Origin of the sequence: Neptunicoccus cionae, assembly GCF_002860325.1 — a bacterium.
GTDB lineage: Bacteria > Pseudomonadota > Alphaproteobacteria > Rhodobacterales > Rhodobacteraceae > Amylibacter > Amylibacter lutimaris.
The window spans coordinates 239,358-262,350 of record NZ_PKOJ01000006.1 but is presented as its reverse complement, the minus strand read 5'-3'; the positions used below and the strand labels follow the sequence as shown (position 1 = coordinate 262,350).

Here is a 22,993-nt window from a genome sequence, read left to right as displayed (position 1 = left end):
GTCGCCACCAGCGCAAGCCGCTTGATTTGTTAGCGTAAGACGCGCTGCCCATCGTGGTTGAACCCAACCAAGTGAAATGTGTCCTTACCAATATAGATGCCAACAGACTTCAGCTCATCAAATTCAGTCTTCGCCATGCTACTTCTCCTATATGCAGGTGAAACTAAGCTCAGTCTAACCTGCTGGGTGAAGCCGCCGGTACATCCCATTAGCTGCCGTCTATCGAAGATCAAGAATACTTCGGTGCGGCCAGCTATTGCTGCCTGTCGCAGCGCTTGTGAATTCTCGTCTGCAACAGGAATGTTACCTGTGAGTCACGCAAATAGGCCGACCTTTGTCGCCTGCAGAATCAATGATTGTGGCGGTGAAAGATCTCTTCTGAAGGCTGTGACTTGTGGGCTTTCGGTCGGTGTCGCTCTGATGCCGGCGGATTTGAAGACGCTTTGCGGTGCTGGGACTCCGGTACTTCAGCCAGACGTCTGTCCGCGCGCGACAATGGACTGGGCTCGGATCACCAGCGGCAAATCGATCATCTGGCCGTCGAGCTTCGTTACGCCCTGGCCCTGCCTCGCAGCAGTCTCGGCTGCCTCAACAACACGTTGTGCCCAGCCAAGCTCGGCATCCGTTGGTGAAAAGACGTCGTTGAGAACCGTCACCTGCGCCGGATGAACCGCGTAGCCGCCCGTGGAACCGATGGCGCGGGCATAGGAGGCAGCGGCTCGCAGGCCATCTACATCACGAAAATCGGACATGCTTGCGGCGACGGCGAAAGAGGCGACCGATGCGGCACGAGCGGCCAGGTTGACCTGTTGAACAGCAGGCGCCAGAACTTCCGGCGTGGCAGAAACGCCCATCGACGTTGCATAATCCTCAACTCCGACCGTCAGGGCGAGAAGCCGTGGGGAGGCGGTCGCGATCTGTCGCGCATTCAGCACTGCATTGGCTGACTCAAGTAACGCCACCAGACGGATCTCTCCCTGCGGAAGGCCGCGTTCCTTTTCCAGCTCGCCGATCATTTCGCTGACTGCTCGGACCTGTGCCGCGTTCTCGCAAAGCGGCAGATGGATCGCCGAGACGCCTTCGATCACGCTGACCTCGAGGTCGCGAAACGCCTGTGTCCAGAGCGCATTGATCCGGACCGTCACATCAACCTGAGGCGCAAGGCGCGAGACCGCGTCCGGCAGTGCCGCCCGCGCTTCGTCTTTACGGTCGGAAGCGACGCTTGCTTCGAGATCAAGCGCGATTGCATCGGCGCCGCGGCTCGCGGCTTTGGCGAGAAACTTCTCTTCCAGAACCGGTATGAACAGGAGGGAACGCCACATGGTCACGCGCCTTCCCTGGAAAAGCAGACTATGCCCAGATCATCGATGTCGAGTTCGGCCAGGATCTCTGCGGTGTGCTCGCCCAGCCTTGGCGCGGGCGCGCGTACGGCACCCGGCGTGGAGCTTAGACGCGGAAATGTCTGATGCATCGGCAAACGCTCCATGCCCTCGTATTCGAAATCCTGCAACACGCCACGGCCACGGATGTAAGGGTGATCGATCAGGTCCGAGATGTCGCAGATCGGGCCGACGGTGACCCCTTGCGCTTCGAAATGGGCGAGGTTTTCGTCCAGTGTCCGGGTCTTCATGCTCGCGGCAATGATGGCGTCTAGATCTGCTGCATGTTCGACCCGCGCGCGCGACGTCGCGTATCTGGGATCATCGTTAAGTTCGGGCCGTCCGATGGCAGCGGCAAGCTTCTCCCACATCGATTGCATGGAAGCCGACATTGCGATGTATTTGCCGTCTTTGGTCGGATAGAGGCCCCGCGGGGCTGCGACCTCGCTGGAGTTTCCCATACGCTGCGGCACCTTGCCCGTCGCTTCGTATGCCGCCGCCCAAGGACCGAGGATGCCGAACAGCGGTTCGAACAACGAGAGGTCCACGACCTGGCCTTTTGTCTGGCCCTTGTCTCGGGCGATTACGGCGGACAGGACACCGCCGAACCCGGCAAGTCCGGCGACCATGTCGGCCAAGGCGAGCGGAGGGAGAAGCGGCGGCTTGTCTTCCCAACCTGTCATCGCCGCGAAGCCGGACATGCCTTCGATCAGGCTGCCGAACCCCGGTTTGTCCTTGTATGGTCCCGTCTGCCCCCAGCCCGAAACGCGTACGATGATCAGTTTTTCATTGGATTGCCAAAGCTCATCCGGCCCCATTCCCCACTTTTCGAGAGTGCCAGGGACGAAGTTCTCGCAGAGGATGTCGGCGCTGGCGATCAGCTTGTCGAGCACTGCGCGCCCTGCCTCCGAGCGGAAATCAAGTTCCATGCTCCGCTTGGAGCGTGCGTAGACTTTCCACCAGCTTTCGGCTTCACCGAAACGGCGCAAATCGTCGCCCTTGCCGGGGCGTTCGATCTTGATCACATCGGCCCCGAAATCGGCCAGCATGTGGGTCATCATGTTACCAGCGGCAAGCCGCGTCATGTCGACAACGCGCAGTCCGTGGAGCGGACCTTTGGCGTCAGGTGAGTAAGGGGTCTTCATGGAATTCCTTTCCTTTAGCCGTCGGACAGGCGGTTACGATCGCGGATCAGCAGCCACGCCACGAATGGTGACGCAGCAAACAGGAACAGCGCGAATGGATGATCGAGGATGGCAGCGGGGTTGCGGCTGAGCAGGATAACGGATTGACGGATCGAGAGTTCGATCATCGGGCCGAGCACGAGCCCGATGATGAAGCAGACAATGGAGATCTCGAGCTTTAGCATGAAGAAGCCCAGCACCGCGAATGTCAGCATGACCCCGACGGCGAAGAAACCACCCTGGCTCACGTAAATGCCTACGACGCAAAGCAACAGCACTATGGGATAGATAATGAAGGGAGGGACTTTTACGATCAGCGCGAAGGCGCGAAGTCCCAGGCTTCCGATGATCAGCACCATGACATTGGCCATGATCATCGCGGCAAAGAGCCCGTAAACCAGCGACGTATCGCGCTGGAAGATCAGAGGTCCGGGCGTCACGCCGTGGATCAGGAAGGCACCGACCAAAAGGGCGGCGGTAAGATTGCCGGGGATACCCAGCGTTAAAAGCGGGATCAGGTTCGCACCTGAGACAGCAGAATTGGCACTTTCAGTCGCTGCAATGCCTTCGGTCGCGCCGGTGCCGAGTTTCTCGGGCGCTGTCGAGAACCGCTTGGTGGCGGCGTAGCTGAGAAAGGCAGCGAGCGTTGTGCCAAGCCCCGGCAGTGCGCCGATGGCCGTTCCGATGCCCGCTCCACGCAGGACGGTGCGTCTCAAGTTCAGGAATTCACCGAAAGTCAGGCGATCATCCCCCTCGCTATTTGCAACGACCCTGCTGGAATCGGGGCGGTAGCGAAGGCCTTCCTGTAACCTCAGGATGATTTCGGGTACAGCGAGAACACCGATGGCAACGGCCGCGAGGGGAAGGCCGTCGAAGAGGTCAACCTGTCCGAAGGTAAAGCGCGGCGCAGCGGTTTCCGGGTCTACTCCGACCGTGGCAAGGAAGGCGCCAAGCGCTGCGGCAAATATTCCTTTAGTCAGCGACCGGCCCGACAAAGAAGCGATCAGCGTGAGCGAAATCACCAGGATAGCCGCGAGCTCGACCGGCCCGGCGCGAAGAGCAAAGACAGCAAGAGTGGGCGCCAGCAGGATCAGCACAAGGTCAGAGCAACTGTCCCCCGCGACGGAGGAATAGAGCGCGGTCTGCAGGGCCTTGCGCGGTTTGCCGCCCTTGGCGAGCGGATGTCCGTCAAGGGTGGTTGCGGCAGAGTGCGGCTCGCCCGGCGTGTTGAGCAGGATGGCTCCGATTGCTCCGCCGAAGCCACCCCCCTTCATCACGCCGACCAGCATGCCGATCGCCGCGAGAGGTGCCATCGTGAATGTCAGTGGGATCGCCACCGCGATGGCCATAGGGGCATTTAGTCCAGGCACCGCGCCGATCACGATCCCGATCATGACGCCGATCACAACCGACAGAAACGTCGTCAGCGACAGTGCGTCGAGCATGGCTGCGAAAATGATATCCATGTGATTTCCTGTCAGGGCAAAGGCAGTTCCAGGCCCCACCAGAACCCGGCATAGATTACGGCGGGCGCGGCCAATGCGTTGAATGCATATGCCCACAGCGGGGCACGGGTGTGGATCAGCGTGAATGCGATCAATCCCAAGGGTGCGGCAATCCAGAACCCCGAGTATGGCCTTCCGATTGCGTCTCCGACCAGGCGCATCACGATCAACATGAGCGCCACCGCAAGGATGCAAAGTGCAAGGTGCCCGGCATCCTGCCACGTCAGTTTCCCGGCCAACGGGTCTTCGCCCCCAAGGCGCAGGTTCCCTGCAATTAGCACGGTGCCAAGTGCGGCCATAAGCCAAGCCAGCGCGCGGGGCGCAAGGCTGGGCGGCAGTCCGAAGGCACCCGCGTCATTCACCTGGGTCGGGATGATCCAGAAGAGTAGTAGAAGGCTAAACAGGACGATTACGATCCCGAGGAGCAGGTCTGTCGCAAGACCCGGCGGCGTGGGGTCGCCGGGTCTTTGAGGGGGAAACGACATCGCACCCTACTCCGAAATAAATTCGAGCAAATCGCGATATGCAACGGCGTCTGAAGCGATGCCCTTGGCGGTTTCGACCCCGGTCTTGAAGGTCTCAAAACCGCGGAATTTGTTGTTCACAAAATCCTTGAATGTGTCGGATTGCACGGCTGCCGCCAGCGCGGATTCAAGCTTATCCACAGCTTCGGCATCCATGTCGTCGGGCCCGAAGAACACGGCGGCCTCAACAGCGCTGACGCCATAGCCAAGCGCGTCCAGCGTCGGAATGGCGGGATGTTCCTCGATGCCTTCGGGGTTCAGTGCGGCGACGATCTTCAGCGCGCCGTCTTCCATCATCGGCAGCGCGTTCGAGCCCGAAAACGCCAGATCCACGTGACCGCCAAGCACCGCCTGCCGCGCGCCGGCGCCGCCTCGGGTCGGGACTATATTGACGGCGATGTCTTCCTTTTTGCCGACATATTGCATGATTGCGCGGTCCAGCGGGATGATCGATGCATAATTGATCCAGCCGCGCTCTTTGGCGGTTTCAAGCATACCAGCCCAGTCATCAAAAGGGGCTTCCAGCGGTGCGGCCATCACGGTCCGATAGCCATGCGTAGTGGCGATAAAGGTCACGTCGTCCGCCGTATAGGCCACGCTTCCGGTGAGCGGTGTAAATGAAAAAGTCGTCGCAACTGCAAACCCGATCGAATAACCGTCAGGGTCTTGCGCGCGAACGTATTCTGTCGCGACTGCAGCACCCGCGCCCCCGCGGTTCTCGACGATGATCTTCTGCCCCAGCGCTGATTCCATTTCGGCCGCAAGAATTCGTGCTGCGGTGTCACTGCCACCGCCCGCGCGAAAACCAACCACGAGGTTGATCGGCTTTTGCGGAAAATCGGCCCGAGCCGGTGCGGCAAACGTCATAGCGGCTGCCACCAGCGCGAGTGTCTGTGAATGTTTCATGTTGGCTCCTCCCAAACCGCACGCAAAGTACGTGCCTTTCACACACCATAAAGGACTGATGCTGTGATACGGAAATACAATGTTGATCTTTATAATATTACAAATTATTATACCTCTGTGATAGAGAACAAACATATCCGCAGCTTCCTGCGCGTTCTGGACCTGGGAAGCTTTTCAAAGGCGGCAAAATCACTGAATATTGCGCAACCTGCGCTCAGCCAGCATGTGAGAAAGCTGGAAGACGCGCTTGGAACGCGGCTGCTGGTTCGCAGCGCGCATGGTGTTTCGGCAACGGACGACGGTCGCGATTTCAGCGCCCAGGCGCGCGAGATTTTGACGCTTGTCGAGCAGGTAGAGCGACGATACCACCGAGGTGCCGACGAAATTCACGGCGAGATCCGGCTGGGTTTGCCCGGGTCGGTCTGCCCGGTGCTGGCGCCTCCGCTGATGCTCGCCGTGGCGGAGAAATATCCGGGTGTAAGGCTCCAGATATTCGAGCTCATGAGCGGCGATCTGGCAGAGCACCTACGTGAGGGGCGTGCGGATATCGCGGTGCTCTTCAACGTTCAAGAGTCAGATGATCATACATCGGAAGCCCTTTTGACCGAGCAACTGTACCTCATTGGCGCTGCAGACGCGCCCTTTGTTCAAGGCGACACGGTTGACGCTCAACAGCTTGCCAACGTGCCTTTGGTCGGCACGCGACCGCCACACGGGCTGCGGCTGGTCTTGGAACGATGGTCGAGCGATGCCGGCATCACTCTGAACTTTCAGTTTGAGGCAGACGCACCGTCGGTTCTGGTGAGACTTGCCTCGGAAGGTTCGTGCTATTCGATAGTATCCAAGGCGGCAATTGCGCATGAGGTGATCGGTGGATCGATCCGTGCCGCAGAAATTGTCAATCCGCCTATTCAACGAACCGTGTGTCTGGCTTCGTCTAAACGACTTCCTCCCAACAAGGCCCGCAAAGTCGTGTTTGACCTGACGCGCGATGTGGCACTTGCGCTGCTTTCCAAATCCAGATGGGCAGGAGCGTCTCCGGCCACTAGCGTTCGCTGATCGACAGTTCGAGTAGTTAACAGAGCAGCCAAAGGCTGAACCGACCCGAGGTTGGATGCGATTATCTATATCGTAGGTGACTTCTCCCGCTTTAGAGCTGCGCCAAGAAGCTCTCCGTGGAAGTCGAGTTGAAGGAGCGCGAGGTTGCACCGGCATTGTCAAACTCAGCGCTTGGCTGCTTTGAGCATTCAGAGCCGAACATTGTTGGTCGGAATGGGATAGCATGCCTTGAATGCCCGCTTCGAAACTAGGATAGCGTCGCGTTCGCGTTTGCAGCGAACTTCCGCTTTCCGCCCTTGATGTTGGATTGTTGCGGCGCAGAAGCCAGTCTTGAAGGGCGGAATGCCGACATTCGCTGCAATCGCAGAGACAACATGCAGGACCGTCGGAAGCTGACTTTCGGTTTCTATTGGCACCGGCAGGCATGCTGCGCGGGCGAGTAGCGACTTCGAGCGTTCAGGTGTCAATTTCTGCAAAGTGAACGAAAGGGCGTGACTCCTGAAGAGATATCGTTGGCTTATGAAGTGACGTCCCGACATCGACGTTTCATACATCGTCCTCCGGACATGCATTTCCATCCCTTTTGGAGGCACTTCATTCTGGCAGGTAATTTCCCGACCAGCTTTCGCTGGCAGCGCCTGCCCCGATCATCGCGTCAATAGTTTCCGGATGGTATCCGAGCCTTCCAAGGACCTCGCGGGTATGTGTGCCGTATTCTGGCATCGGTCCGGGTATAGTGATGCGCCCGCGCTCCGGTCGCACCGCGTTGGGTGCAACAAGATCAGCCCAGCGACCCATCGGGTGGCGGTTGTGGCGGATGACCCGGAAGGTCGCCTGTGTCAGGTCGATGGCCCCGTCACTTTCCCTTTGTATCGCTGTATCGCGGGTTGCGTGGAGCGAGCCGAGCAGGACCACCGTGGATGATGTGCCCGCAAAGGCCGCTGCCCAGTGGGCGAAGGGGCGCGTAGCGAAACGTTCGGCCAGCATGGCAGACAAGGTTATTTCGGGCTGATCGGCAAGATCGGCAAGATCTGGGACCGCGCGCAGGGCCTCGCGCTGCTCTTCGGGGGCGGCGAAGAACATCCAGCCATCAGCCGCTTCATAGCAGTGGTAAAACGGCGTCCATCCCCGCGTCTCGCGACCAGAGGGCTCGTCGAAAGGCCCACGCCCCTCAAAGTCATACATGAATTGCGCCTGAATCAGGTTTCCTGCGGCCGCGAGCGCAGCGCGCGCGATTCCGCCTTTCCCGGTGCGGTTTTGCCGCTCCAGAGCGGCTGCGAGCGAAATACAGGCGCAGAAGCCGGTCAGCACATCGATGGTGCCGAAATGGGCGTGCTCCTCGGGTGTTGCCATACCGCCACCAAAGCGAACCATCACGCCGGTTGCCGCCTGTGCAAGGTCATCATAGCCAAGATGGTCGGACTTCGGTCCCCGCAACGGCCCGCCAAAGGCATCGAGCTGGACAAGGATCAGCCGCGGGTTCATCTTTTCCAGCCGATCGGGCGAGAGGCCCAGCTTGTCGCGTTGTTCATCTGTGCCGTTCATCGTGATCACGTCGGCTTCGGCAATAAGCTTGGTCAGCGCATCCTTGCCTTCCGGGGTCTTGAGGTTCAGCAGTATGCTCTTTTTTCCGCGCTGCGCATGCAGACCAAAGACCACCGCGTTCCACGGATCGACCGAGGGCTCGACCGGCTGGACCAGCGTCACCTCGGCGCCAAAGCGCGCAAGTGTGGAACCGATTGTCGGTCCGGCGATGACATTTGTCAGATCGAGAACCTTGAGCCCTTCGAGCCAACCGCCTTTGCCTGTTCTCACGGGCGCAGGTCGGACACGTTCGGAAAGGATCGTGCCGAGCCGGTCACGCGCGTTGTCGAGCGTCGGACCCGGCTGTTTGGCTGCCGCCAGCGCGTCATCGGCGATCCAGGCGACATTGCCCATTTGTCGCATCTTTCCATAACGCGGATCGTCAACAACCAGCACGAGGCCCGATGCCAGAGCATGGGGATCGGCGAGCCATTCCTGCGTGAATCGCTGTGCGGTGCCGGGCGCCTTGGCCGCACCGAACAGCGCCTCCCATTCATGCGAAGGACGGGTAAGAAATGCCGCCTTCATCGCCGATGAGATCCGGGCGCGGTCTTTCGCGCCGACCGGATAATTCCGGGCGCTCCAAGCGGCGGGCCAGTCCTTGCAGTCGATATAGGCGGAGAAGTCTGGCAGTTCGTTGGCCAGATCGCTCAGTCCGAGCGTCCGCAAGGCCCGCTGTGGATGTCCCGCGATGGAGCAGGCGACGACATAGAAGCCACGGCCATCGGCACAGGTATAGGTGCGGTAGAAGGGATCGAGGAACTCCGACAGTTCCTCGAAGCGCAGGTTCATCGGTAGTCCATTGGCGGTGCGGCGGTCAAGTTCGACCTCGCGCGGGGACTTGTAGCGTGCTGGATAATCCTCGATCTGCTCGCAATTGTAGACCAGCCCTTCCAGAAGCGCCGAGGCCAAGGGAACCTCGATATGGTCGCCGCCTTTGCGGTCCCGCGCCGCGAGCGCGAAGAGCACGGACATCGCACCGAAAGCCCCGCCATAGGCGGAGGCGAGGGCAAGCGGCGTGAAGCTCGGGTTGATACCCATGAGTCGTCGGTTGAGCCCCATGTCGGTGAACTGCCCGGTCCGCGCCGCGATCACCGCCTCCCAGGCAGCCAGTCCGGCAAGCTCGGGATCGGTCGACGCAAAGCCGGGCATCGAGAGGCTGATAATCCCGGAATTGACCTCCCGAAGGTCGTCCGGCCCAAGGCCCAGCCGCTTCATGACGCCGGGGCGGAAGTTCTCGATCACAACGTCAGAGCGTGCCGCGAGATCGAGTGCGACGGCCCGGTCGTCCGCATTCTTCAGGTCCAGCACAAGAGAGGACTTGCCGCGCGCCAGCATATCGCTTGCCGGGGACTTGAAGCGCGGACCGCCGGGCGGATCGATGCGGATGACCTCGGCGCCCATGTCGGCCAGCATCATGCCGACAAGGGGCCCCGCCAGATACTGCCCGAAATCGAGAACGCGGATGTTGGAGAGAGGACGATCGGTCATCATTGGTCGGTTCCTTATGCCTTTCCCGCCGCGGGATACGTTCACTTCCATCTGGATATATCGTCGCAACCGGTCTGAACACTGGACAAAAAGTTGGTGCCTGCATAACAAATACTTATGGACAAGATGAATAGGCAGATAGCGGGATCACTCAACGCTTTGATGGTTTTCGAAGCGGCCGTGCGCCATCGCAGCTTTTCGGGTGCAGCGGCGGAGTTGAACCTGAGCCAACCGGGCGTATCGCGCCATGTCTCGACGTTGGAACTGCGTCTGGGCCAGCCTCTGTTCATCCGCAACAACAACCGGATCGTGCCGACCGGCAATGCACAGAGGCTGGCCGATGCGGTAGCATTAGGATTTGGTCACGTTCGCGACACATGGAACAGCATTTCGGCTCCAACCGACCGCGAAGAGGTCGTTCTGGCGTGCAGTTTCGGGATTGCGGATCAGTGGCTGATGCCGCGATTCAGCGATCTTCGGACGTCCATGCGGGGCGCACGCGTAAGTGTAGTGACCACGGATCAACTGGAAGACATCGACCTCTCAAGCATCGACGCCGCCGTAGTCTGGCAGCCTGAGGCCCATCCAGAACGACCCGCGATACCTCTGTTCCCGGATGAGTGTTTTCCGGTCTGCACTCCGGACTTCTACGCGCAACACGTGCAGGGCAATGACGACCTCTCTGATGTGCCTCCAGATCTCTTCCTACATCTGGATGTCGGGCGCTCCGGTTTCCTGACATGGAAAGACTGGTTCACCGAAGCGGGCTGCAAACCAGTACTGTTCGGGAATCCTATCGAGTTTGATGCCTATCCTTTCCTTATCCAAGCCGTTCTGAGTGGCGAGGGCCTCGCTCTGGGCTGGCGTGGCCTGGTCGATCGGCTGCTGGCGGAGGGCCACCTGATGCGCGCCGGGCGGAGTGTTTCAAAGCACGATACGGCATACTTCCTGCAGCATCGGCCGATCATGGAAGAAAACACGCCACTTGCCCGTCTGGTGAACTGGTTTCGGGAGAAAGCTTAGCGCCGAGAACCGAAAAAGGGCGGCCTTTTCCACACTCTGGGGCCTTGGTCCAAATTCTGATCGAGCGCCCATCGCGGATGTCCGGCTCCACATGCCGCGCCGCGGCACGTACACGGATCATCGAACGTCGGCTTCGGGTCGCTGACACCGGTTACGATAGTAGCCGTGGCCCAACTATTTACCATGATAGGACAGTGAATTCGGTCACTGTCCATCATCGAAATAAGACTTCGCTGCGGGATGGTTACGGAGTTGTTCGGGCCGGTATGGTCGCATCTCACCAACGTGCGAAACCAGCCCGGTTTCAAGACGCTCGATAACTGATGGATGTAGCGCAAAGGCAGTGCTCACTTCGCGCGGAACTACCGGCCAGCGCTTCTGGACCGGACCAAAAGCGAACATGAAGGCTTCCTCGTGCTGCATACCCGTAGGATCCGGCATGAGGTACAGCTTGTGCTTGTTGATCCGAACGCCTGGAACACATGCCTTCATCTCTTCTAGCATCCAACTGAGTGCGATGTCGCTAAGGCGAGACTCCGGTTCTGGGTAGCTGCCGCCAACGTCGCTGTGGCAGCCGGCGAACCAGACTTGCTTCAACCACGGCGGATCACGGTCTTCGGTCTTCTTCGCTTCAGCCGCCATCGCCCATTTCACGCGGGGAAAGCTCTTGCGATGCTCGTCTATCGCGAGCGCATGGCGAGCATGACCGACATCAGAATCTAGCCACTGGTCATAATTTTTCAGATTCCATTTGGCGTAGTGGCCGTATTTCCAGATCGCCGGCCAGTCTGAGAGACGGGACAGTTTGAGTGGCTTTTTCTCGTCTGGTGAGAAGTACTTCCACTGCGACCACTTCAGCTTCCCGTACCAGAATCCGATGAGACCAAGGAGGCTCAGAAGGGGAAGCCAGACGAACCATGGCCAGGAGAACCAAAGCGACGCACTAAAGGCGACAAAGAGCGTTAATGCGACAATGCTGGCAAGTAAACTTACCTGAGCGTTACCGAGCGCGGCGACAGTGTCGAAAACGCCGATGAACGTAGGCTGAACGTTGCCCTGAACGTCTTCATCCGCATCCGGCACGAAGCTTCGGTACTTCTGCCGGAACCGGCGGCCAAGTTCCTCGCGATTTTCGTAATAGGGATTCTGGCCGCGCGGATAGCCATTGCCATGATTGTAGACGAAGTTTACCGCGTCACTCGCGATTTTCCTAAGTCGCGGACCGTAGCGCGGCACCGACGATCCGTCCGGCATTTTTGTCGGAACGCCGCAAAGGTTCATTACATTAGCAACGGCTCGAACCGTATATGCCCCTCTTGAAAACCCGAAGAGGAGGATACGATCACCTGGTTCATAGTAGGCAATAATTTTCTCGTAACAATCGATGACGTTTTCATCGATCCCGGTGCCGACCGCAGCTGACAAGATGTTCCTGATCCGCCGGAGCGTGAGGCCTCCCACCTCACCGGCACCGAGACCTGCGTCGTAGAAACAGACCTGTTCCTTTGGATCGATCGGGGAGGACGGTCCTGGACGCATCGCGCGATACATTTTGTAGATGTTCGAGAGCCGCTGGTCGGGCCGTAGCCCACCGACTTGGCCGGTCCCATCAGAAAAGATTAGGATGTTCTTGGGCATGCTTGATGGCCTCTGGTTCGTGATTTGTTCCAGCATCTAGTAATCGGCGCAAAGCGTCAACGTCTCCGCTAAGAAAGTCCGCGATGCGTAAATTCAGGCAGCTTGTGATGTTGCTTGCGCAGTGAATGCCTCCTTCGACGGGTCGCATTGCAGCAACCCAAAGTGCCCACGACCGACGGCTCCGGGCTGTTCATGTTCATTAAAGCTAAGGTCAGAATTTTCTCGATGCCCGCGAAGCGAATGGATTTCTGCACCTAGAAATGATGTGAGCCTGGTGTCAGACGTGAATGTCCACCGCCGACACATACCAGTGATAGGAAGGCTTATATGGATTTCCTGAGAACTGACGCTTAGCTTCAGTCCCCACTAATAAAGTAACCCGCCCAATCCGTCATGTATGGCTTCCGCCGTTCGGGGTAGTCCGCACGGTTATACGCATCCTCCACATCGTTGACCGCGAAGTGGCCTAGACAAGCCTCAGCCACCTCCCGGGCGCATTCTGTGCGTTCGGACAGCCATGTGCGTAGTGTAGAGCGAAACCCGTGGGGGCGGGCTTCAAGGCCGCGCTCGACCATGTAGTTGCGCATGGAAATCTTATTCAGGGGGCCGCCACGGCTGTTGGGGAAGAGATAGCCGTTCCGCTCAATCGCTCGGGCGAGGTCGACCACCCGCAGGGCCTCATTGGACAGAGGTACCCTGAAAGGTCTGGTAAAGCCCTTGCGGCCTTTGACATGCTCTACAGGCACCGTCCAGATGTCCTCCGTGATCTGCTCAAGCCGCATATTGTTAGCCGCATCCGAGCGCACTCCTGTCAGCATCAGCATGCGAAGCGCAAGTTCTGCGGGGGCGAGCTCTCCAAGGGATTGGTAAAAGGCAGGCGCCTCAGCCCAGTCGAGCGCGGCGATATGGGTAACCGTGTGCCTTGGTGCTCCAAGCAGGATGCGTGCTTGGTCAATGATGCCGAGGTTCACTTCAAAGCCTTCTGCGATGGCGTAGCTCAGGGTCACCTTCAGGCGGGAAAGAGGCTTCTTTGCTGTAACAGGAGACGTCTCCCAGCCACGGGACAGTGCTTGCTTGATGTCATGCTGGTCAATCCGGACGACCGGCATCATTCCCAGATGGGGCAGAAGATGGTTCTTGATCGGGCTGAACCACATCCCGTCCGACCCCTCATGCTTCAGCGTGGAGCGATGGGCTTCAAATGCAGCATAGGCCAGAACATGGAACCGACCTACTTGTGCGCTTGCATGGTTTCTCTGCCGCCGCTTGATCTTGATTGGATCATCACCGTTCGCCACAATCCGCCGCACATCATGAGCCGCTTTCCGGGCTTCTGCGAGAGACAGGAGAGGATAGGAGCCGAGCCCCATTTCGCGCTGCCGACCGAACAGTGAAAACCGGAAGGTCCATTGTGCCCCGCCGTCTTTCCTCTTAAACAACCATAACCCCTTTCCGTCGCAATGTTTGCCAGGTGGCTGGGACTTTAACTGTGCGACTGTAAAGAAATTGGATTTTGCCATATGTGTACCTCCGAAATATCTACAAACGCAGATGGCACTGCCCGGGAAATTCCGGACCGCGCTGAGACGCTACCGCACTCTTATTAAAGCACGATTTAAATCTCAGAGCGTTTGTGAAAGCGCTTGATACGAAGGATATACCCCTCCGGCGGGAGTATTTGGGGAACATTGAGGCCAGACAGCGTCTTGCTTAGTGGGCGGTCGCGCGGGCGCGGGCGAGGTTGGCTTTGTTTTCCGCACGGATGTTGAGGTAGTTGGCCCCGAAGACGAGAGCTGCGCCGATGAAAATCGCTGCGACCAGCGGTTCGCCATAGAGGAAGAAGGCAACCACAGCCACAAGCGGCAGGCGCAGGAACTCCAGTGGTGCAACGATTGTTGCAGGGGCCAGTTTCAGCGCAGTAGTAATGCAGTAATGGGCGGTGAGGCCGCCAAGGCCGACAAAGAACACCCAAGGCAAATCGTTCAGCGCGGGCAGGGCTATATCCATATCGTATCCCGCACAGGCTAGTCCGAGAACACCCTGAATGGCGGTTAACCAGAACATGATGGAGGTGGTCGGCTCTGTGCGGCTGAGGCTTTTGGTGGCGATCGTGGTGAAGGCAAACATGATGGCGCAGGCGGCGGCAGCGCCGGTGGCCAGCGTAATTGGTGCGGATTCGGGGCGGGCCACGATCAGAATGCCGATAAACCCGAGGATGAAAGATATGATCCGTGTGCGGCTCATTTTTTCGCCGAGAAACAGCGGCGCGAGCAGGGCAATCCACAGCGGGCTGGTAAATTCAAAGGCGAAAAGCTGGGACAGGGGGATGTAGATCAGCGCATAAAGCCACAGGTTCTGTCCGGTAAAATGAAACAGGTTGCGCACGGTGTGCAGGCCAAGCCGGTTGGTCGAGATTTCGCCCATCCGTTTGTTGATTGCTGCCAGACACAGGACCACCACCAGCCCGATGGCCGAACGGTATGTCATGATTTCGAAGGTATCGAGCGAGTCTGACAGTTCCCGCCCGGACACCGCCATCAGCGTGAAGCTGAACATTGCACCGGTCATGAACATGGCAGCTTTTAGCGGTTGGGATTGCTCGTCGCTCATCTGGGAAAATTAAACTCTGCGTCTACAATATCTTGATGGGACATGCCTAACGGAGAAGCCGGAGGGGTACAATATTTCTTTGCCCAAACCACCGAACGTAAAAAAGGGGCCACAGGGGCCCCTATTTATTGCATCTGTATATCGGCCTATTTGCCTGTGGCGCGGGACCACCAACCGGAACGTTTCGGCTTCGGTTTGGCCGGAGGTGCAGCCGGTTCTTCTGCCTTTGCTTCCGGCTCTGCCGCGGTTTCCGGTGCGGCTTGCGCAGGCGCAGGGGATTTGGTGATCGGAATTTCAACCACCTCCGGTGCGGCTGCGGGTGCAGGGGCCGAAGCGGCGGCCGGCTCGGCAGTTACCGGTTCGGGTTTGGTTTCCTCTACCTCGTCTTCCGCTTTGGCTGTTTCGGCCTTATCCGCTTTGGGGGTTGCGGGTTTGCGGGTGCGCGGCTTGCGGGCCGGTTTTGCCGGTTTCTCTTCTGCCGGTTTAGCGGCTTGTTCCGCATCCGGTTCGGCCTTCGTATCCGCGGCTGGTGCATCGGAGCTGTCGCCTTTAGGCGCGTCTGCCGGAGCGGAAGCGTCCTGCGGCTGCTCGGCTTCACCGGCGCTCGTGTCTTCTTTGGCTTTGGAACTGCTGCGGCGACGGGACGTCGTACGCGATTTCTTGGCAGGAGCCTCTGCTGTTTCTGCAGCGGTCTCGGCGGATTTGGTCTCTTCGCCCTGTTCGGTCGCTGCTGCGTCCTCTTTGGCGTCGGATTTCGCGTCTTCGGACCCGTTTTGATCCCCGTTTTCCGCGTTCTGTGTATCCGCGCGGTCTTTACCTCCGCGACGGCGACGGCGGCGGCGCTTCTTCTTGGGCTGTTCGTCCGAAGTTTCGGTGTCCACGTCAGAGACAGGATTGGCTTTTGCCGCTGGCGCCTGTTCGTCTTCGTCAACCTCAAAGGGTTCTACGCTGTCGATGGTGACAGCCGCGTGGACCGGCGCCTTCGGTATCCGGCGTGTAGAGGTCTTGAATTTTTCGATCTTGTGGTCCGGGCTGATCAGGTGAACATCTGCTTCGATCCGGACAGCCATGCCATAGCGGGCCTCGATCATAGCAATATGTTCGCGCTTTTCGTTCAGCAGGTAGTTGGCAATGGCCACGGGCGCTGTGACCAGAACCTCGCGGGTGCGTTTGCGTGTGCCTTCGTCTTCCAGCTCGCGCAGGATCAAGAGAGCCATGCTGTCGTCCGAGCGGGTCAGGCCGGTGCCGTGACAGGCTGCACAAGGCTGTGTCGTGGCTTCGAGCATACCGGGGCGCAGACGCTGGCGGGACATTTCCATCAGGCCGAAACCGGAGATACGGCCGACCTGAATGCGGGCGCGGTCGTTCTTCAGCCGGTCCTTCATGCGCTTTTCAACAGCAGCGTTGTTGCGGCGTTCTTCCATGTCGATAAAATCGATCACGATCAGACCGGCAAGGTCGCGCAGTTTCAACTGGCGTGCCACTTCTTCGGCGGCTTCAAGATTCGTGCGCAGGGCAGTATCCTCGATCGAGCCTTCTTTGGTGGACTTGCCGGAGTTCACGTCAATCGCGACCAGCGCTTCGGTAATGCCGATGACGATATAGCCGCCGGATTTCAGTTGCACGGTCGGGTTGAACATTCCGTCGAGGTAGGATTCGACCTGATAGCGTGCAAACAGGGGCAGGGATTCAGCATAGTGCCGCACGCGGGAGGCGTGGCTTGGCATCAGCATCTTCATGTATTCCTTGGCCACACGGTAACCCGCATCGCCTTCAACGAAGATTTCGTCGATGTCGCGGTTGTAAAGGTCCCGGATCGACCGTTTGATCAGATCGCCTTCTTCGTAGATACCGGCAGGTGCGATAGATTTCAGGGTCAGGTCGCGGACCTGCTCCCACTGGCGCATCAGGTATTCGTAATCGCGTTTGATCTCGGTTTTTGTGCGTTTCGCACCGGCTGTGCGGATGATCAGGCCTGCACCTTCGGGGACTTCGATCTCGTTTGCGATGTCTTTCAGCTTCTTGCGGTCCGACGCATTGGTGATCTTGCGGGAAATACCGCCGCCACGGGCTGTGTTTGGCATCAGGACGCAATAGCGACCGGCCAGAGACAGATATGTGGTGAGCGCAGCGCCTTTGTTGCCACGCTCCTCTTTTACGACCTGAACCAGCAGGATTTGGCGAACCTTGACGACTTCCTGAATCTTGTAACGCCGTGCCCGTGGTTTGCGCGGGCGGAATTCAGCGCGCACATCATCGGCTTCTGCTTCGGCGTCACCGGTTTCGACTTCTTCGGTGGCATCATCAGATTCTACGGCTTCGACCTGAGACTCCACGATGGGGCCTTCGTCAGGTGTTTCCTCGCTCGGGGCGACGGTTTCCGCGGGCGCTTCGGCTGTTTCAGCATCGACAGTGGCGTCTGCTTCTGCCGGAGCCTCTGCGGGGGCTTCGGCATCGGATGGTGCAGCCTCGGCTACCGCGTCTTCATTTGACTCGGGTGCGGTTTCGTCTGCGACCTGCGGAGTGGCCTTCTTTTCAGCCGCTTCGGGCACATCGACCAGACCGGTGTCGTCAGACTCCAGATCGATCACATCCGAAGAGATAACCTCGTCCTTGGTGGTTGCCGCGCCATCACTGGCGGCTTCGCTCTTTTTGGAACGGGAGGTCCGGCGGGAGCGCTTCGGCTTCTCGCGGTTTTCTTCTTCGGCAACTGCCTTGGCGTATTCGGCTTCCTCTGCCAGCAGCTTTTCGCGGTCGGCGACAGGGATTTGATAGTAATCGGGGTGAATTTCCGAAAATGCGAGGAATCCGTGCCGGTTTCCACCGTAATCCACAAATGCTGCCTGAAGCGAGGGTTCGACCCGTGTTACTTTTGCAAGGTATATGTTGCCAGCCAGCTGGCGTTTGTTTTCAGATTCAAAGTCGAATTCTTCTACCTTGTTTCCATCGACCACCACAACCCGGGTCTCTTCCGGGTGGGTGGCATCAATAAGCATCTTTTTAGCCATAGTGTATCTTTCGCACGCACGTCCGCACAGGGGCGGACCCCGCTGTTTCCAGGGGGAGCCGATGTAGAGTTTGCGTGGTAAATTGGGGCGATTTGAATGGCGTTGCTGTCGTCAAGACGCAAAAACGGGGCAGGCGGTTGGCCTGCTCCCTGCGTGTAGTCAACATAGTCAACGCGTTTCATCGCGGTTATCTCCAGCATCCTTATGGTCGGATGCCAAGCTCTGGCGCTGGCTCTGCTGTAAAGGCGCGGCCTGCGCAATTCGGGTGGCCGGTTGGCCCTGCCGGTGAAGGCGATCCTGACAGCGGGCGCCGCTCGGGGCCCAGACCATCATCGCGTTTCATCAGCGAAACTGTTTAAGCAGGGGTTCTTTGAACCGCTGTTACAAATTAGTCTTATGGGGTGGATTGGGGAATTACAATCGGTTTTTAGCTGCGCTATGGTGTGCGGGCACGGGAAACTCCCGTTAAAGTGATCTCTGGAAAAGAGGCGAGGCAGTAAAATGAGCAGTGGATTTTTCAAACAGGCGGTTGCCGGTGCGGCCTTGTTTGCGAGCGTGGTTCTGGCAGGGGTTCACCCTGTTTGGGCGCAGGATTTACAGGCGCTTGCGCGTGTTGACGGGGCGCGATCTACCATAGAGGACAACTCTGGCGATACGGTCAATCTGCGATTGCATCTCTCCCAGCCCGTGCCATACCGTGTCTTTGCTCTGAACGATCCGCCGCGCATCGTATTTGATTTCAAAGAAGTGGATTGGAGCGGCTTTGAACCGGGTAAAGTCGATCAAAGCGACGTGGTAAAGGGGTTACGATTTGGCATCTTCCGGCCCGGCTGGTCGCGTTTGGTGCTTGATCTGGCCTACCCGATTCTGCCGCAAAAGGCTGAAATGCGGGTTAACGAAGTGCGCGGAACTGCGATTCTCGATGTCACTATGGCCTCTGCCAGTCGGGAAGAATTTGCACTGAAGTCCTCCGAACGGGAAGAGGACGGATGGGCTTTGCCCAAGCCGACAGAGGCGGGCAAGCCAAAACAGCGCCAGTTGGGCGACAGACCTGTAGTCGTAGTGATTGATCCAGGTCACGGCGGAGTGGATGGCGGAGCAGAGCGAGACGGCTACGAGGAAAAAGACCTCGTGTTGCAATTCGCTCGGGAACTGCAAGAGGCGCTGATCCGCACGGGGCGGTTTCAGGCTAAACTGACCCGCACTGAAGATGTGTTTCTGTCCTTGCCGGACCGGATTTCAGTAGCGCGTGCCTTGGGTGCGGATGTGTTTCTTTCCATTCATGCCGATGCTCTGGCAGAGGGAAGTGCAACAGGAACAACGGTTTATACCCTATCAGCTAAAGCATCTTCCACAATGGCGGCGCAACTGGCAGAGCAGCACGACCGCTCTGATCTTCTGGCAGGTGTGGATCTGAGCAATCAGGATGACCAGATCGCGGCGGTGCTGATGGATATGGCCCAGCGGGAAACCGGCGTGCGCAGTGACATGCTTGCAGAAATGCTGGTCAACGGCATTGCCAAATCGGTTGGTCGTATCCGTAAAAGGCCTCACCTGAGCGCCGGTTTTACCGTGTTGAAGGCGCCTGATATTCCCTCAGTTCTGGTGGAACTTGGTTTTATGTCGAACAAGAGCGACCTGAACAATCTTCTGACCAAACGCTGGCGGGGACAGGTGATTGCCGGTATCCTGAACGCGCTTGATGCCTGGACGCTGGAGGATGCAGCGCAGGGCCGTTTATTGCGCCAATAGGGGGCTGTTCCGGCCTTCCGCAGGGGCGAGATTGACGGACACGTAAAAGAATCCCTTTATCTTTCGCTCAAAACCCCTAAATCAGCCCTGATAAGTCGGATTTGAGCGAGTTTGAGCCAAATCGGCCCTTGGGCTGCTTTGACCCGTGTCATGCGGATTGGTAAGATACCTTGCAAGAGTTGGGGAGTCGCGCGGGTGCTGCGTTTTATACTGAATATTTTCGGCTGGATTTTCAGCGGCTTGACCATCGGTGCTGTTATGGTGGTGGTTGCTGTGGGCGCGGTGTTCTGGATGTACGGTCGCGACCTGCCGGATCATCAGGCACTGGCGAGTTACGAACCTGCTACCATCAGCCGTGTGTATTCCGGCGAGGGCAAGGTCATGGACGAATTTGCCCACGAACGACGCATGTTTACGCCTGCCGACGAAGTGCCGGATGTTGTAAAACAGGCTTTCGTCAGCGCCGAAGACAAACATTTCTACGAACACAAAGGCTATGACCTGCAAGGTATCGTCAAGGCCGCCCTTGATGCGGCGCAGGGCGGCCGGTTGCGCGGGGCATCCACCATCACGCAGCAGGTGATGAAAAACTTCCTGCTTGACGGGTCACGATCTTTTGAACGGAAAATTAAAGAGATTATCCTTGCGACACGGCTGGAAGAGACGCTCGACAAGGACAAAATTCTCGAATTGTATCTGAACGAGATTTTCCTCGGCCAGAACTCTTATGGTGTGACGGCTGCGGCTGACACGTATTTCGGCAAGAACCTTGAAGAGGTAACTGTGGCAGAAGCGGCCTATCTGGCGGCACTTCCCAAAGCGCCGAGCGATTATCATCCGGTGCGCCAGAAGGAACGCGCGATTGCACGGCGCAACTACGTGCTCGGGCAGATGTACGAAAACGGATACATCGACAAAACCACTTACGAAGCGGCAGAGGCAAGTGACCTGCTGACCGTGCAGTCGGGCGATTTCAAATCCTCCCGCGCAGAGCGTCCGCCACGGGATTATTTCACCGATGAAATCAGACGACAGCTTTCGAGCGATTTTGGTGAGGACGAGTTCTTTGGGGGCGGGCTGAGCATTCGTGCGACGATGGATCCTGTGCTGCAAAAAGAAGCAGCGCTGGCGTTGCGGGCCGGTCTGGAAAAATATGACCGGAATCTGGGCATCTATCGGGGACCGGCAGGCAAGGTTGATCCGGCCAAACTCGGCACCGAAGCGGACTGGCGCGCAGCCTTGGGCGATGTGGATATGCCACGGGACATCGACGGCTGGCATCCGGCCGTGGTTCTGGAACTGGGTGACTCCTCTGCACGTATCGGGATTGAAGGGGTGGATGAGGACGAAGACGGCCACTACCTGCCCAAGAACGAATTTAACTGGCGGCCTCTGCTGGATAACGGGCGCGCCGGTAAACGGGCAAGCAAACCGTCTGACCTGCTGTCCGTCGGGGACGTGATCTATGTGCGCGCTGTAACCAAAGACAGCGACGGATCTTTCGTCCGCTGGAGCCTGCGCCAGATTCCGCGTATTCAGGGCGGTTTCATGGCTATGGATACCAATACGGGCCGGGTTCTGGCGATGCAGGGCGGGTTTTCCTATCAGGCCTCTGTATTCAACCGTGCAACGCAGGCGACACGTCAGCCGGGTTCTTCTTTCAAGCCGTTTGTTTATGCTTCCGCACTGGACAGCGGGTACAGCCCATCCACCATTGTGGTGGATGCCCCGATCGAAGTGCAGACACCGCAAGGATTGTGGCGTCCGAAAAACGCATCGAATAAATTCTACGGGCCGGCCCCGCTGCGGGTTGGTATTGAACGGTCCCGTAACCTGATGACCATCCGGCTGGCGCAGGATGTCGGGATGAATGTTGTTGCGGATTATGCCGAACGGTTCGGGGTCTACGACGATATGGGGGAATACCTTGCCAATGCGCTCGGCTCGCAGGAAACGACGCTGTTCAAGATGGTCGCAGCCTACGCCATGTTTGCCAACGGCGGCGAGAGGGTCGAACCGACGCTGGTTGACCGTGTGCAGGATCGCTGGGGCAAAACGATCTACCGCCATGACAAACGGATATGTGAAGGATGCGAACTGGCTTCTCTAGAGCCGGGTGTATCGCCGCGCATTGTGTCCAACCGCGAACGGGTTATGGATGCTGTCACGGCCTATCAGCTGACTTCCATGATGCGCGGCGTTGTAGAGCGGGGCACCGCAAGCGGAACAGTGAAACTGGGCGTACCTGTTGCTGGTAAAACCGGAACAACAAATGATGCAAAAGATGTTTGGTTCGTCGGGTTTACCCCCAACATCGTCGCCGGCTGTTACCTCGGCTATGACCGGCCCCGGGCCCTTGGTCGCGGTGCATCGGGCGGTGGCATGTGCGGTCCTGTGTTCAACAGCTTTATGAAAAAAGCGATCAAACTTTATGGCTCCTCTGATTTCGAAGTGCCGCCCAATACGCGGTTTATCAAATTTGACCGCTACTCCGGCGCGCGCCTGCCGCCGGATGCCACCGGTCCGAATGTGGTGGCCGAACTGTTCCGCATGGGCGAAGAGCCGGAATACGGCATGTTCAGCGTGATTGATGGCGGCTTTGCGATGGGTGAGGATTTGCAACTTTACGGACGCGGAGAAGATGACACGGAAACCGTCATCACCACTTCCACGGGCCAGCAGAAGGTAATTCCTCCCAAGGCCTCTTTCGGGTCGCTATCGTCCGGCGGTCTTTACTAGGAATTTGCCTGCGGGGATTACTTGATCTTCGCCGCAGGCTGGCCAATGGTGGCCTCAGGCATTCACGCCAATCAACTTTTTAGGAGAGATTTATGGGACTTTGGAGTTTTGTTAAGGATGCCGGTAAATCGGTATTTGGTGGTGCTGCGGAAGCGGCTCCTGCAGAAGACGCGCTGAAGAAAGAGATCGCGGATCTTGGTCTGGATGCGACAGGGCTGGACATCAAAGTAGATGGCGACACTGTGTCGGTTGGCGGTACTGCTGTTAGTCAGGAAATGAAAGAAAAGGTCATTCTTGCAGTTGGCAACGTAGAAGGTGTGGCCGCTGTCGACGACAGTGCAGGGGGCGACGATCCGGTGTTCCACACGGTAGAGAAGGGCGACACGCTCTGGGCGATTTCGCAGAAAGCGCTGGGAGATGGCAACCGCTACAACGAGATTTTCGAGGCCAACAAACCGATGTTGTCCCATCCCGACAAGATTTATCCGGGGCAGGTTCTGCGTATCCCTGTCGCGTAATTTTGCACCCCCAAATTGTGATGCGCAGGTTTGTGTCACATGTATATAGAATTAGGACACCCCGCCTGAACTG

At 58.2% G+C, this 22,993-nt stretch carries 15 protein-coding genes; 5 read left to right on the top strand and 10 right to left on the bottom strand.

The genetic code is table 11. The features are described 5' to 3' along the window. Positions 1-467 precede the first annotated feature (467 nt). Genes C0U40_RS15020 through C0U40_RS15000 form a run of 5 tightly spaced genes read right to left on the bottom strand, consistent with a single transcriptional unit; the run spans position 468 to position 5,498 of the window. Positions 468-1,322, bottom strand: coding sequence for an HpcH/HpaI aldolase/citrate lyase family protein (locus C0U40_RS15020; RefSeq protein WP_101656618.1), 855 nt, complete (start codon positions 1,320-1,322; stop codon positions 468-470). A gap of 2 nt (positions 1,323-1,324) precedes the next feature. Further along, entirely contained in the window at positions 1,325-2,524 is a 1,200-nt protein-coding gene (locus C0U40_RS15015) for a CaiB/BaiF CoA transferase family protein (RefSeq protein ID WP_101656617.1), read from the bottom strand. 14 nt (positions 2,525-2,538) lie between these two features. Then, positions 2,539-4,029, bottom strand: a complete 1,491-nt coding sequence (locus C0U40_RS15010; protein WP_101656616.1) for a tripartite tricarboxylate transporter permease — start codon at positions 4,027-4,029, stop codon at positions 2,539-2,541. A gap of 11 nt (positions 4,030-4,040) precedes the next feature. Further along, positions 4,041-4,553 carry a tripartite tricarboxylate transporter TctB family protein gene (locus tag C0U40_RS15005; protein ID WP_101656615.1) on the bottom strand — a complete coding sequence of 171 codons (513 nt, stop codon included), beginning with the start codon at positions 4,551-4,553 and terminating at the stop codon, positions 4,041-4,043. A 6-nt stretch (positions 4,554-4,559) separates the two neighbouring features. After that, complete coding sequence (locus C0U40_RS15000) at positions 4,560-5,498, bottom strand: tripartite tricarboxylate transporter substrate binding protein (protein WP_180957718.1); 939 nt, start codon at positions 5,496-5,498, stop codon at positions 4,560-4,562. 63 nt (positions 5,499-5,561) lie between these two features. On the opposite strand from C0U40_RS15000, the gene C0U40_RS14995 reads away from it, so the two are divergent. Next, complete coding sequence (locus C0U40_RS14995) at positions 5,562-6,557, top strand: LysR family transcriptional regulator (RefSeq protein ID WP_145991947.1); 996 nt, start codon at positions 5,562-5,564, stop codon at positions 6,555-6,557. A 594-nt stretch (positions 6,558-7,151) separates the two neighbouring features. Here C0U40_RS14995 and C0U40_RS14985 read toward each other — a convergent pair. Next, complete coding sequence (locus tag C0U40_RS14985; protein ID WP_286135015.1) at positions 7,152-9,635, bottom strand: CoA transferase; 2,484 nt, start codon at positions 9,633-9,635, stop codon at positions 7,152-7,154. A 123-nt stretch (positions 9,636-9,758) separates the two neighbouring features. Between C0U40_RS14985 and C0U40_RS14980 the strand changes: the two genes are divergently transcribed. Beyond that, a complete protein-coding gene (locus C0U40_RS14980) occupies positions 9,759-10,655 on the top strand; it encodes a LysR substrate-binding domain-containing protein (protein WP_180957717.1) in 897 nt (298 codons plus the stop codon). A gap of 204 nt (positions 10,656-10,859) precedes the next feature. On the opposite strand, the gene C0U40_RS14975 is transcribed toward C0U40_RS14980, so the two are convergent. The 4 genes from C0U40_RS14975 to C0U40_RS14960 all read right to left on the bottom strand — a co-directional run bounded on the left by C0U40_RS14975 (position 10,860) and on the right by C0U40_RS14960 (position 17,911). Continuing rightward, on the bottom strand, positions 10,860-12,293 hold the full coding sequence (locus tag C0U40_RS14975; protein WP_101656611.1) for a DUF2235 domain-containing protein: 1,434 nt from the start codon (positions 12,291-12,293) through the stop codon (positions 10,860-10,862). Between the two features lie 356 nt (positions 12,294-12,649). Next, positions 12,650-13,813: a tyrosine-type recombinase/integrase gene (locus C0U40_RS14970; RefSeq protein ID WP_101656610.1), complete on the bottom strand. Its 1,164-nt coding sequence runs from the start codon at positions 13,811-13,813 to the stop codon at positions 12,650-12,652. A 190-nt stretch (positions 13,814-14,003) separates the two neighbouring features. Beyond that, positions 14,004-14,903 (bottom strand): DMT family transporter, encoded by a 900-nt coding sequence (locus C0U40_RS14965; protein ID WP_101656609.1) that lies wholly within the window; start codon positions 14,901-14,903, stop codon positions 14,004-14,006. Positions 14,904-15,049: 146 nt separating this feature from the next. Then, positions 15,050-17,911, bottom strand: coding sequence for a ribonuclease E/G (locus C0U40_RS14960; RefSeq protein ID WP_101656608.1), 2,862 nt, complete (start codon positions 17,909-17,911; stop codon positions 15,050-15,052). Between the two features lie 501 nt (positions 17,912-18,412). On the opposite strand from C0U40_RS14960, the gene C0U40_RS14955 reads away from it, so the two are divergent. From C0U40_RS14955 to lysM, 3 genes are all read left to right on the top strand, one after another. Then, positions 18,413-19,663 carry an N-acetylmuramoyl-L-alanine amidase gene (locus C0U40_RS14955; RefSeq protein WP_101656607.1) on the top strand — a complete coding sequence of 417 codons (1,251 nt, stop codon included), beginning with the start codon at positions 18,413-18,415 and terminating at the stop codon, positions 19,661-19,663. A gap of 195 nt (positions 19,664-19,858) precedes the next feature. After that, positions 19,859-22,402, top strand: coding sequence for a penicillin-binding protein 1A (locus tag C0U40_RS14950; protein ID WP_101656606.1), 2,544 nt, complete (start codon positions 19,859-19,861; stop codon positions 22,400-22,402). A gap of 92 nt (positions 22,403-22,494) precedes the next feature. After that, entirely contained in the window at positions 22,495-22,920 is a 426-nt protein-coding gene (gene lysM / locus C0U40_RS14945) for a peptidoglycan-binding protein LysM (protein ID WP_101656605.1), read from the top strand. Positions 22,921-22,993: the final 73 nt, after the last annotated feature.

What these genes read in the sequence shown, in the direction of transcription:
- C0U40_RS15020 (WP_101656618.1), bottom strand. Translation starts at nt 1,322, where the DNA reads ATGTGGCGTTCCCTCCTGTTCATACCGGTTCTGGAAGAGAAGTTTCTC.
- C0U40_RS15015 (WP_101656617.1), bottom strand. Translation starts at nt 2,524, where the DNA reads ATGAAGACCCCTTACTCACCTGACGCCAAAGGTCCGCTCCACGGACTG.
- C0U40_RS15010 (WP_101656616.1), bottom strand. Translation starts at nt 4,029, where the DNA reads ATGGATATCATTTTCGCAGCCATGCTCGACGCACTGTCGCTGACGACG.
- C0U40_RS15005 (WP_101656615.1), bottom strand. Translation starts at nt 4,553, where the DNA reads ATGTCGTTTCCCCCTCAAAGACCCGGCGACCCCACGCCGCCGGGTCTT.
- C0U40_RS15000 (WP_180957718.1), bottom strand. Translation starts at nt 5,498, where the DNA reads ATGAAACATTCACAGACACTCGCGCTGGTGGCAGCCGCTATGACGTTT.
- C0U40_RS14985 (WP_286135015.1), bottom strand. Translation starts at nt 9,635, where the DNA reads ATGATGACCGATCGTCCTCTCTCCAACATCCGCGTTCTCGATTTCGGG.
- C0U40_RS14980 (WP_180957717.1), top strand. Translation starts at nt 9,759, where the DNA reads ATGAATAGGCAGATAGCGGGATCACTCAACGCTTTGATGGTTTTCGAA.
- C0U40_RS14975 (WP_101656611.1), bottom strand. Translation starts at nt 12,293, where the DNA reads ATGCCCAAGAACATCCTAATCTTTTCTGATGGGACCGGCCAAGTCGGT.
- C0U40_RS14970 (WP_101656610.1), bottom strand. Translation starts at nt 13,813, where the DNA reads ATGGCAAAATCCAATTTCTTTACAGTCGCACAGTTAAAGTCCCAGCCA.
- C0U40_RS14965 (WP_101656609.1), bottom strand. Translation starts at nt 14,903, where the DNA reads ATGAGCGACGAGCAATCCCAACCGCTAAAAGCTGCCATGTTCATGACC.
- C0U40_RS14960 (WP_101656608.1), bottom strand. Translation starts at nt 17,911, where the DNA reads ATGGCTAAAAAGATGCTTATTGATGCCACCCACCCGGAAGAGACCCGG.
- C0U40_RS14955 (WP_101656607.1), top strand. Translation starts at nt 18,413, where the DNA reads ATGAGCAGTGGATTTTTCAAACAGGCGGTTGCCGGTGCGGCCTTGTTT.
- lysM (WP_101656605.1), top strand. Translation starts at nt 22,495, where the DNA reads ATGGGACTTTGGAGTTTTGTTAAGGATGCCGGTAAATCGGTATTTGGT.